The organism is Helicobacter sp. 12S02634-8, assembly GCF_002272865.1.
Taxonomy (GTDB): domain Bacteria; phylum Campylobacterota; class Campylobacteria; order Campylobacterales; family Helicobacteraceae; genus Helicobacter_J.
This window is the reverse complement of sequence record NZ_MLAP01000002.1, coordinates 190,005-201,663: the sequence shown is the minus strand read 5'-3', so window position 1 is coordinate 201,663 and position 11,659 is coordinate 190,005. Positions and strand designations below refer to the sequence as shown.

10 protein-coding genes are annotated in these 11,659 nt (G+C 41.1%); 2 read left to right on the top strand and 8 right to left on the bottom strand.

Going from position 1 to position 11,659, the window contains the following annotated elements; genetic code table 11:
- The first annotated feature begins 45 nt into the window (after positions 1-45).
- Positions 46-849 carry a hypothetical protein gene (locus BKH46_RS02380; protein ID WP_095225230.1) on the top strand — a complete coding sequence of 268 codons (804 nt, stop codon included), beginning with the start codon at positions 46-48 and terminating at the stop codon, positions 847-849.
- Between the two features lie 139 nt (positions 850-988).
- On the opposite strand, the gene BKH46_RS02375 is transcribed toward BKH46_RS02380, so the two are convergent.
- Together BKH46_RS02375 and BKH46_RS02370 are read right to left on the bottom strand one after the other, a co-directional pair.
- On the bottom strand, positions 989-1,801 hold the full coding sequence (locus BKH46_RS02375; protein ID WP_216358692.1) for an alpha/beta hydrolase-fold protein: 813 nt from the start codon (positions 1,799-1,801) through the stop codon (positions 989-991).
- 10 nt (positions 1,802-1,811) lie between these two features.
- Positions 1,812-4,010: a TonB-dependent receptor gene (locus tag BKH46_RS02370; protein ID WP_095225229.1), complete on the bottom strand. Its 2,199-nt coding sequence runs from the start codon at positions 4,008-4,010 to the stop codon at positions 1,812-1,814.
- Positions 4,011-4,257: 247 nt separating this feature from the next.
- On the opposite strand from BKH46_RS02370, the gene BKH46_RS02365 reads away from it, so the two are divergent.
- Positions 4,258-4,989: an HpaA family protein gene (locus tag BKH46_RS02365; protein WP_095225228.1), complete on the top strand. Its 732-nt coding sequence runs from the start codon at positions 4,258-4,260 to the stop codon at positions 4,987-4,989.
- A gap of 151 nt (positions 4,990-5,140) precedes the next feature.
- Here BKH46_RS02365 and BKH46_RS02360 read toward each other — a convergent pair whose 3' ends face one another.
- The 6 genes from BKH46_RS02360 to BKH46_RS02335 all read right to left on the bottom strand — a co-directional run bounded on the left by BKH46_RS02360 (position 5,141) and on the right by BKH46_RS02335 (position 11,405).
- Positions 5,141-5,386, bottom strand: coding sequence for a hypothetical protein (locus BKH46_RS02360; RefSeq protein ID WP_095225227.1), 246 nt, complete (start codon positions 5,384-5,386; stop codon positions 5,141-5,143).
- 92 nt (positions 5,387-5,478) lie between these two features.
- Positions 5,479-6,234, bottom strand: a complete 756-nt coding sequence (gene murI / locus BKH46_RS02355; RefSeq protein WP_095225226.1) for a glutamate racemase — start codon at positions 6,232-6,234, stop codon at positions 5,479-5,481.
- 3 nt (positions 6,235-6,237) lie between these two features.
- Entirely contained in the window at positions 6,238-7,551 is a 1,314-nt protein-coding gene (rho, locus tag BKH46_RS02350; RefSeq protein ID WP_095225225.1) for a transcription termination factor Rho, read from the bottom strand.
- A gap of 129 nt (positions 7,552-7,680) precedes the next feature.
- Positions 7,681-8,346, bottom strand: a complete 666-nt coding sequence (locus tag BKH46_RS02345; RefSeq protein ID WP_095225224.1) for a response regulator — start codon at positions 8,344-8,346, stop codon at positions 7,681-7,683.
- Positions 8,333-9,907, bottom strand: coding sequence for a HAMP domain-containing sensor histidine kinase (locus tag BKH46_RS02340; RefSeq protein ID WP_095225223.1), 1,575 nt, complete (start codon positions 9,905-9,907; stop codon positions 8,333-8,335). The genes BKH46_RS02345 and BKH46_RS02340 overlap by 14 nt, the downstream gene beginning before the upstream one ends.
- Positions 9,897-11,405 (bottom strand): hypothetical protein, encoded by a 1,509-nt coding sequence (locus BKH46_RS02335; RefSeq protein WP_095225222.1) that lies wholly within the window; start codon positions 11,403-11,405, stop codon positions 9,897-9,899. Before BKH46_RS02335 ends, BKH46_RS02340 begins: the two co-directional genes overlap by 11 nt.
- Positions 11,406-11,659 lie beyond the last annotated feature (254 nt).

Below are 11,659 nucleotides of genomic sequence, written 5' to 3'. Positions count from 1 at the left end.
CGATTTTTGTAATAGAATTTCAAATCTCTTTACAAAGGCTTTAGAGTGAAAAAAATATTATTTGTATGTGTGTCTATAGCAATGCTTTTTGTCAGTGCTGAGGCTGTGGCTAAAGATCCTAGAAATCCCAAAAGCACACTCAAGAGTGTCCAGAATAATCGCAATGGTGTGTTGCGCCAATTCACCAAAGGTTCAATTGTCAGCGGCACCAAGGCTACAGGCTCTGTGCGAAGGTGGTATTTATTCAATGAAGGGAGTATCGGGAGTTCTTATACAATGCTAGGACGTTCCCAATATGTTTCTGCTGATTTGGCTTATAGCACCTATATTCGGAGTATTGAATCCCTTTTTGGGGGACTGAGCTTGATGGCAGGGACTGAGCTGAGCGTTCCTATCTATTTGATGATACGAGGGAGATCCAATGTCTTGAGCGACCATCGATTGCTAGAGGTTCAAGAAACTGAGGGCATAGCAGGCTATGGTATCCAGCTGCCTTTGATGTTGGGGCTTGAATACAAGGGCTTTTATGTTGTGGGGCTTGTGGGCTATACTTGGTTGTTCATGAAAGACACTTATATGGCGACAGGGCGTGGGGCCAATCCCACGATTAGCACCAATTATGATGGATTGATCTATGGAGGGGGGTTGGGCTATAAATTTAGCAATGTCGTTAATCTAGGCGTTCGCTATGTCACAGGCTCATTGACCAATCGTGCAGCACAAACACATTTTGATGATAGGGCTATCGCAGAGGGGCTTGATACTTTGAGTATCACACGCGCGAGGGGTAGAGATTTGTTTGGTGTGGATTATCAAAGGTTTTATGCATTTATTTCTTATATCTTCTAATATTTTTTAATATCTTCTAGTATTTTAACATTTTGCCCCCTAGCTTTGCTTTTGCAAGAGAGAGAGGGGGTTTTTTCATAGAGAGTTTTTAAAGGTGTGATACAAGGCTTGCCAAGGGCTTTAGAGTGCGAATTGTATCTTAGGGGCTTGCAATGACCTTGAGTGCAGTTTTGAGCGCAGCAGCAATGGAACTGCCGTGGGTTTGATGGGGGAAAGAGATAAATGCTGCATTGACTCCTTGCTTGCGTAGCTCTTGTGTGAGTGTATAGGCGTTAAAAGGGGCTTTAGAGGGCTTGTTTTCTAGCTCGCCTAATGTGATGGTGAGTGAGTGGGGGAGGGATTTGATAAAGGGCTTGTGTGTGGGGATAATGACTCCATCGCCCCACCATAGCGAGGGAGAAGCAGCGATATAGTCGTTAAATGCCTTTGGGTGTGTGAATAGTGTGTATAAGACAAATAGCCCACCAAATGAGTGTCCAAATAAGGCTTGTTTGTTTGTGTTGATGGGATAGTGGCTTGTGATGGTGGGCTTGAGTTTATTTTCTATGAAATGATAGAACTCCTCTGCTCCCCCACCTTGTGCATATTGTTTGCCCTTTGCTTTGGGCGTGTAGTCATGAGTTCTAGCAGGAATATCATAGCCCAGATGTCCCAAATAGCCGATGGCTACTATCAAAGGGGGCGAGCTTATGGGCGTGTAGAGATTGAGGAGCATAGGGAATTGTTTGTTGCCATCGAGCATATACAAGACGCTATAACCCTCTTTAGGGGGCGGGGTAGAGGGGATAGCGAGGAAAATTTTATATTTTCTGCCTTGAGCGCTGCTTAGAGTGAAGTTTTTGAGCTTGAAGTGCGTATAGACTTCTTTTTTGATGGGCGGGATATCTTGATTGGGCTTGGCCTCAAGCCATAAAGACAAAAGACCTAGCAAGACAAAAAGAATCATTTGCATTTCTAGCCCCTTAAAAATCCATATTCAAGCTGACAAAATAGCGCCTGCCCTCATGGACATAAGCGTAGTTGTTGTATAGACTTGTGCTTACTTTTCCGCCTTTGCCTCCATTATTGATATTGCTATAATCAATGAAATCATGGTCTAAGAGATTATACACACCGACATTGACTCGGATTTGGGGTGTGATGTCATAATTCCCGCCTAAATGGAGCAAAAAGTAAGGTTTGAAATACCAATGATCTGGGTTGAGTGCCCTAAAACTTTGGAGGTCTGAGAGTTTAGAATACCCACGCCCGACCTTGAATATCTGATGTGCTCTGTATTCGCTCCTTAGGTAGAAGCCAACTTTTTTGAACGTGTAGTTGAGTTGGGCGTTGAGATTGTGTGCGGGGATTTCATTTAAAGGCAGTCCCTTGCCCTCTCCTGAAGTGATGAGTGAGCGTGTGAAGGCGTAGTTGAGATTGAATCCGATATTGCCAAAGCCGATATTGAGGGGCTTTAGCGTGAAAAATACCTCTGCGCCATAAGTTTTAGCACTATCAGCATTGATATTGTATTCACAGCCACCACTGCCACTTGAGATTTTATGCACACAGATTTCTCCATCAGGGAGCAGGGCTCCTTGATCTTTTGTGCCTGCAGAGGTGATTTTGTCATTAAAAAGATTATAAAACCCCGTGATACCTGCGTCTGTATAGTCTGTTTCACTCAAGATAGAAGCTTCAAAGTTGATAGAGCTCTCTGGCTTGAGCGAGGGATTTCCATAGATGAAACGCCCATTTTTGCCATAGTTATACACGCCTTTTACTGCTTGATTGATCCCTGGAGTTTTATACCCCGTAGAAACACCACCTTTGAGCGTGAGATAATCTGTCGCATTATAGACCAAATACGCTCTGGGCGAGGTATTGAACCCAAAAGATGAATTCCAATTCTCCCTAATACCTAATGTGAGAAACAAATCATCAGTAATGGCCAATTCATTTTCAGCAAACAAGCTCGCATTGTGTTGATAAATAAAGCTTTTTTGCACCAATACACGATCGTTCATACTGCTAAACCAATACCTCCCACCCAATGTGAGCTTGCTAGATGTTAGCCCCATCACAAGCTTAGAATCAACAAGCACATCATCGCCTCTCAAATCCCTATCTCTAGGGTCTGTCTTGAGGTCGATAGGGCGGCCGTGGAGTTGCGTGGAGTTGTATTGTAATGAGGTATCTGTCTTGCCAAATGAATAATTCCCCAGATGGGCTAGAATTATATTTTGCCTGAGTGCGTGGAGTTTTTTATTCGCACTCAAGCTGTAGATAGGGCGATTGTTATTGAGATATTGATCGGCCCAAAAGGCGTCTAAATAGGTGTAGTTGTTGTTATCAGGGCGATAGGAGAGCCGAGTGCCGATATTGTAGTTGTTGGTTTCTATAGATACTTTGCCATCAGAGCCATTGTAGCCTGTTTGTGTGGGATTGAGTCCTTTGGTGTCTTTGAAAACAGACATATTTTTGAGTGGCACAAAGGCACGATACCACTCGCGTCCACGCAGCGATATGCCCCATTTTTTGGCTTTATCAAGAGGGCCTGAAGTATAAAAGCTTCCTGAATAGATATTACCCAGATATTTTTTCTCTTCAAAAGTGCTCTCCAAAGAGAAGCTAGAACCCCATTTATCGAGATTTTTTTTCGTGATGATGTTGATGACCCCACCGATGGCATCACTCCCATAGAGCGTGCTCATTGGCCCTTTGATGACCTCGATCCGTTCGATCATTGCTAAAGGGGGCATGAAGCCTGAGAAAGTCCAATCTCCATAGCCATTAGGGAAAGCTGCTGAGGTGACATCTTGCCTTTTGCCATCGATGAGTATGAGCGTATAAGCAGCGGGCATTCCTCGGATAGAGATGGGATAGGCGCCGTTTTGCCCTTGATTGGTATCGATACTCACCCCTGGGACTAAAGACACAGCTTCACCGATGTCTTTAAAAGGGCGGCTTTCGAGTTGTTGTTTTGTGATGACAGATATTGAAGCAGGCGCGTCTTTGAGGTCTTGGGCGAAGCCTGAAGCTGAAACGACAGATTTATTGAGTGTGTAAGTCTTTTCTTGGTCTTGTGCAAACAAGGAGAGATGATAAGTCAGTAAGAAAATAAAAATTTTTGAGGGGGATTTGATACACAAGATAGGATTCTTAAAATATAAAAGTTGCATAAAAAGTCCTTGAATATTGAAATAAAAGGCATTATATAGCAAGGATTATTTTAATAATATTAAAAATTGTTGTTATTTTTAAAATAACTCTAAAGAGTGGGGCGCGTGGGAGTGGGGGTGCTAGAGTGGGTTGTTAGAGAGCATTGATTTTGTGCTTGGGCTAAAATATGAAGAATATGTGATGATTTATTTAGATTAAGGTATTAAACTTGCCCCTAAAATTGATTACCATTGAAAGGATTTCAGTATGAAAAAAACAACATTGGCCTTGATGACAAGCATTTCGCTTGCATTGACAAGTTATGGTGCTTCAGGGCATTCTGAAGATAAAGTGTCTTTGAATTTCCACTATCAAGTCAAAGACAAACAGCAAGAAAAGAACGGCTATAAGGTGATTTTGCTCTCTCCAAAGATTTCTTTTAGCAAAAATATTCCAGCAGAGTATCAAGAAAAGTTTGATGCAGCACTCCAATCACAGATCAAAGAAATCCTCCAGACTGAGGGCTATGAGATCATTCCCACTCAAAATGAGAATACTTTAAACGCACAAGAGAAGCAAGCAGGGTATTTGGCGTTTCGTATCAGCGGGCATATTGATATTTTAGAAGAGAATCAGATGGATTATAAAAACAATCAAAAATCTCCTCTCCAAGAGGGTATGGATATGTCTTCGGGTATTTTGAGATTTGATTTTTTAGAGCCTTTGAGCGCAGAAGTGTTCCATACTTTTAGTATCGACCTTTCTAAAATCCATAGCAAAGAGCACTACATCAAGAGAGTGCGTAACCACTCAGGTGGGTTCATGACAGATAAGGTCGTCCATACAAGCGATACATACAGCTATGCAGATAGTATCAGAAAGATCCTCAATCAAGTGTATGCAGAGAGTCTTGAGAAAATCGACAAAGAGTTGCGTTTCCATAATGTCAAATATTACCAAAAAGATATCCAAGCTTTAAAAAGTAAATCAAATAAATAATTATAATCAAAATTGTTTGGTGATACTTTGGAGCGAGGAGGGGGCAGGGGCAATGCCTTGCTATGGGGCGTGGGTGGAGTTAGTATTTTTGAGTGCTTTTGGAGTGTGATTTTGATTTGATTGAACGCTATAAAGCCCTAAATAACGAGCTTTAGCCTTTCTTTTTTGAAAACCATTTTTTGAGCCATTTTTCATAGATGAAGCCATCAATACTTTCAATGGGAGCTTTGATACCAAAAAATACCCACAAGATAACAATGAGTGAAAAATACAATACTCCAGCAAAGAAATACAGTCCAATGATTTTAATGCCTAGATTATTCAAGCCCTGATTTTCGGGCAATAGCAGAAAAAATACGACAAAAAATATCCCTCCAATAAGGGTTGTTTTGATCATTTTGGGTTCCTGTGATTCCTGTTGGGGTCTTTGCAAAGATTCTATCTAAAAAAAGTTAAAAAATAAGTAATTATACAATAAGAAATTTATTTTTAGAGATTATAGAGCCACTTTTGTGCAGTTTGTTCGAGTGCGAGGGGATTTCCAGAGGCATAAAAGTTTATTTTGGTCTGTATTTTTTCTTTATGGGGGGTGATGTGGTAGTTGTTTTGTAGGTGGGTGATGATGGCATCTCCTGAGTGGATCAGTATGCTTTGGTGTTGGAAAAATGTATCGATAGCAGGTGCGATTAGGGGGAAGTGCGTGCAGCCTAAAATAATAGCTTTAGGGGGGGTGGTGATGGGCGCAAAATAATATCCCATCACAGCCTCTAGGACTTTTTTGTCTATAATCCCCTCTTCGACAATGGGGACAAAAAGCCCTGTAGCAAGACCTTGTATGTGCTGATAGCCTTGGGTTTGGAGTCTGTTTTGATAAGCGCCAGAAGAGATAGTCGCAGCAGTGGCAAGGACTAGGATAGAAGCTGTTTTGTCTGTGATTTTGTCTTGGAGGGCTTGGATACCGGGCTCTATAACGCCCACGATAGGGACAGGGCTTTGCGCACGCATTGCCTCAAGGGCATAGGAGCTAGCCGTGTTACAAGCGATGATGAGAATATCAATATGGTGTGGGGCGAAAAAATCGAGTGCTTGGAGTGAGAAATTGATGATAGTTTGCTTGTCTTTGACACCATAAGGGACTCTGGCTGTATCCCCATAATAGACAATCTCATCAAACAAGCCTGCTTTTAAAATGCTTTTTAAAACCGTAAGCCCCCCCACGCCACTATCAAAAATGCCCGCTTTCACCCATCACTCTTTTTCGTTCATCATATTTAAAAATTCTTCATTGTCTTTGGTTTTTTGCATTTTTGAATAGATAAAGGTCAGGGCTTCAATATCGTCCATTTGCTGCATCACATTGCGTAGCATCCATACTTTTGTGAGCTTGTCTTTGCCTAAGAGCAAGTCATCTTTTCTTGTGCCTGATTTGAGGATATCAAACGCAGGATAAATGCGCCGATCAGCGATATTTCTTGCTAGGACAATTTCGCTATTGCCCGTGCCTTTGAATTCTTCAAAAATCACTTCGTCCATGCGCGAGCCTGTTTCAATCAAAGCTGTAGCAATGATAGTCAAGCTCCCCCCTTGTTCAATATTTCTGGCCGCTCCAAAAAATCGCTTTGGTTTATGCAAAGCATTAGCATCAACCCCACCACTTAGCACTTTTCCACTTGATGGAGTGATGGCATTATAAGCTCGCGCTAAACGCGTGATAGAATCAAGCAAAATCACGACATCTTTTCCCATTTCTATGCGCCTTTTTGCTCGCTCAAGGGCTAGTTCTGCGACACGAATATGGTTGGCTGAGGGGAGGTCAAAAGTAGAGCTGAAAACTTGCCCCTTCACGCTCCGCTGCATATCAGTCACTTCTTCAGGGCGTTCATCGACAAGCAAGACAATGAGTTCAATCTCTGGGTGGTTATAGGTAATGCCGTGGGCGAGTTCCTTCATCAGTTCAGTTTTTCCCGTGCGGGGTGGGGCTACGATGAGGGCTCTTTGCCCTTTGCCAATGGGGCTAAAAAGATCGAGCATTCTGCCTGTGACTTTGATGGGTTCGTATTCGAGCTTGATTTGTTCTGTGGGAAAAAGGGGGGTGAGATTGTCAAATAAGGGGCGATTTTTGATTTCTTCAAGCGAGAGGTAATTGACTGCTTCGATTTTAAGCAGAGCATAGTAGCGCTCTTGATCTTTAGGCGAGCGCACTTGCCCTGTGACAATATCGCCTGTCCGCAGAGCAAATCTTCTGATTTGTGATTGGCTGACATAAGTGTCGTTTTGGCTATCTGTGAAGGTTTCATCAATCCCTCTTAAAAACCCATAGCCCTCAGGAGTCATCTCCAAAATCCCCGTGAAAAGGATATAGCCGCCTTGGCTCACTTGAGTTTTTAAGATCTCAAACATCAAGTCTTGGCGCTTGTATTCTTGGGGGTTTTCTATCTCGAGTTTGTTGGCTATTTCGATGAGCTTTTCCATCGGCTTTGTGCGGAGTTCTTCGATACGATAGCCATCTACAGGGGTGTGGGTTCGGGTTTTTGAAGTGCTGGGATTTTGTTCTGTGGTCATCTCTATCCTTGGAATTTTCCTCTAATCAAAGCACATTGCGATGAGATTTGGATATTTGGAGTCATCAAATGAAAATGTAAGGTTCGTATTCTATACAAACCTTAGCACTAAAGTCAATAATTTCAGCGATTAATTGTCTTTGATGGTGATATCGGGGTGGATTTTATAGACCTTATTTTTGATTTTAATCAAAAGCCCCACTTCAATGAGCTGTTTGAAGGTCTTGACAATCGTGGGCTTGGATACATTTAAATGCGAGATGATGTCTTCATAAGAGCCATAATAGACGTGGTCTTCATCGCAGTTTTCAAGCAAAAATTTGATGATTTCTATCTTTTTGCCCCCGACAAACGCAGAGATTGCATTGATGAGGAGATTTTTTGATTCTAGTTCAAGGGCTTGGAGTTTGGGGAGCATTGCTTTTTGCAGTGCGTTGAGTAGTTCATCGACATCAAGGGGCTTGAGAATATAGCCATCAACTTTCAGACTGATCGCATCGAGCAAATAAGGGACTTCAGTGTGTGCAGTGGTGAAGATTACGGGGCAATAGGGGTTTGTTTTCCCATTGCGGATTGCTCGGATCAGTTCGATACCATTGAGTTTTGGCATTAAAATATCTGTTAAGATCACATCAACATTATGGGTATCAAAGATATTGAGTGCCTCTTGACCATTTTTTGCTAGAATTAGCCTCCCTACATAATCCTCAAGCACAATAGATGTAATGCGTTGGGTATCTTCATCATCTTCGACATATAAAACGGTGAGGTTCTTGAGATTTTCATATTTGTCCATTTTTATCCTTTTGTTGATTTGTTCTTAGGGGTAATTCTATCAAAAAAATTGCTCCATAGTAACTTTCTGCAGAAATTTTACTGATCCAATTGAGATTAGAAGCCGATATTGTGCCTTGCATTTGTCTTTCTATGATCTGTTTGGTCATATACAGACCAATGCCTGTGCCTAAGGATTTGTGCTTGGTGGTGAAGTAGGGTTCAAAGATTTTATTGATATTTTCTGATTTGATCCCTCCAGCGTTGTCCTTGATAGAGATACAAGCACAAGTATCTGTGATATAGAGAGTGAGCGCGCACACGCCGTGGTGGATTTTGCGTTCTGAAAATGCGTCATAGGAGTTTTTGAGGAGATTTAAAATCACTTGTGTGAAGGCATTTTCGTGGCCATAAAATTGAGTGTCATTGACAATATCAAGCTCGATAGTGATGTTTTTTTGCTGCAAGGTGGGCTGGACTATTTTGATGGAATCTTGGATAGCTTTTGCGATGGAAAAGGAGCTTTTATCGCGGTTGAGCTGGAAAAAATTCCTGAAATTTTCAATTGTCATTGACATATTTTTGGCAATCCGCAAGGCGTCTTCTGTCTGGGTTTGGACAAATTGTTGATCGAGCTTACCACTATTGAATTTGATTTTAAAGCTTTGTATGAGTATCAGGAGTGAATTGAGGGGTTGGCGCCATTGGTGGGCGATGTTTTGGATCATTTCGCCCATTGAAGCAAGACGCGCTTGCTGATACATGATTTGATCTTTTTTGCGGGATTGTTCGACTTCATATTCGATCGTTTTTTGGAGGTTGAGGTTGATTTCTTTGAGTTCTTTGGTCTTTTGTTCGACAACATTTTGGAGTTCTTGGTTGGTGTTTTTGATATAGCCTAAGACAAGATTAGAAAGGAAGAGTGTCATAAAAATCACGATAAACATAAAAATTGTCAAGATAACTAGAGTGATTTTATAGATCATATTTGTTGTAGAATTTTTGAGCATAGAGATTTTGAGGTCTAATCCGATGATATTTGAGATGGTGTCATTGATGGTGACACTTAGGCTGATGAGGGTTTTGATATCTTCTTGGTAGTGCTTGGATTGTTTGTGGTAGAGCTTGGTGAGTAGTTCGTTGGTGCTTGCGATGATGGTATCGACTTTTTGGATTTCTTCGATTTCTTGTTGGTGGTATTGGCGGATTTTGATGTAGTCATCTCTGGCAAATTTTTCTTGATAAAATCTCTTGAGGAGATGGGAGAAGTTTGTCTTGGGTTCTCGGAGATTTTTATAGTCGTTCCAGAGGGTGAGCATTCGGTTTTGATTGGTTGAAATATCGGCTTTTTGGTTGATGTAGTTCATGATATCGATGATATAAAAATCTTGGATTTGCTTGAGTTTTTGGATTTCTTTGATGGGTCCTGGGAAATTGAGGTCATAGTCATACTTGAGCCCACTGAGCGCTAAAAACGATGTGATACATACGAGCATAAAGCCCATAGTGATTGTGGATATGAGCATTTTAGTCTGGAGTTTGAGGTTTTGGTCGCGGTGCGTTGTTTGGGCTTTAGTGTTCAATCTTGAGATCTCCTATGGCGTTTGAGAGGGCATTGATGAGCATATTGTATTGGATAAAAATGATTTGATGGTTTTCTGTTTCTTTTTCTATGTCTTGTTCTAGGGCTTTTTGCCTGCGGATAAGCTGGGCTTTTTGGACTTTTGTCGCATTATTTTCTTCGTTGAGAGTTTGGATCGCTTCAAGCAGGGATTTTTTCTCTTCAAGGCACTTTGCTAGGCTCGTGCTGATAGTTTCTTTTTGGATTGTTTCTTCATTTTTAAAATCTAACAACGCCTTTTTTTTCTTATCATAGAGTGCATCAAGAGAGTCTAGGAGCTTGGTTTTTTCCGAGATTAAATCTTGGGTGTGGCTCGTGAGCGCGTCAATATCGGCTATTTCTGCGTTGGTGTCTTTTATTTTATCATAGAGGCTATCGATGGTTTGTTGCACACTGAAACGTTCAGAAGTGATACTTTCTATTCTGCTAATATCCCACTCTTCGCCCTTGATATCAGCAATGATGGGGACAGAAAGCTGATAGTCTTTTTCAATATCAATACTCTGTCCATTATAGAAAGCGATAAACTCCCTTGCTCCTTTGGAGTGCTGATAGATGAGTTTGAGGAGTTTGTGGGCTATGGTTTCAAAAATCAGGCTTTTGTGTGCGCGGATTCTTTCTTCGATAAAACAAGTCCTTAAGATACTAGGGATTGCTGTATCAAAGACTTTATCAAGCTCTAAACGCAGCTCTTGCGCAAGGAAAAAGAGGAAATTTTTAGAAAAATCAATATTTGTGGTGGTTTCTAGGTCGATTTTAGTGCTCAAAACACGATCGATACCTTCTAAGATGAGCTTTTTGAAATCGATTTTTTTCAAATAAATATTCATTTTGAGCTTGTCATCATCATTGAGTAATCGCGCTGTATTGAGCTTTTGGACACTGCGGATTTCATTGCTGATTTGGACAAAGTTGAAATCAAAGATTTTAAAAAATATCCCGAGTTTGGAGAAAAATAAACCATCTCTGGGGTTGAGATTGAGCGTTTTTTTGATTGCACTGCGGATCACTGAGCGCAAAAGCATATTGTCTTCAAAATCGATACAACCCTTGGCATATTCTAAGATCAAATCAAAATTTTTATGCGAGAGTGTGTCTTTGCCATCAGCAGTTTTGGTCTGAAATGTTTTTTTGTTTTTTTCCAGCCATCGGCTCAAAAACAGCACGCAAAGATTGTTGTCTGTGTCTTTGATGGCTGTAGAAATGTGGATTTTTTTAGCTCTATCAAAGACCACAAAAGCGCTCATGCCCTGCTTATGATAAAAATCAATGATAGCTTGGCGGATATATTCTTGAGAGGTTTTGTCATCGGTATTGATGGGCTGGGTTTGCAGGGCTGTTTGGATATGCTCATGGAGTTTGGCAATAGTATTTTCGTTGAACTCAGCGAGGTTTTGAGAGGAACTACAGCCATCTTCGAGTATATTCATCGTGATGGCATACAAAGATGAGCGATCCATCAAACACCTTTTTTGTGGTATTTATTTGATTTGGGAGATATTATAACAAAAAAGCAGTCCTTTGCCCTAAAAGATTCATTTCTAATCTTGAGTGCTAGTGTTGTGTGCGTTTGTGGGCTTGCTTTGGGGTTTATGCTTAGAAGTGTTGTTTATGGGCTATTTTGTGATAGAATTTGATATGGATATAAATATGAGAATCAATAGGCAAAATATAGAGCCAATCACAGCAATGATGACCAGAAAGGATAACTCCC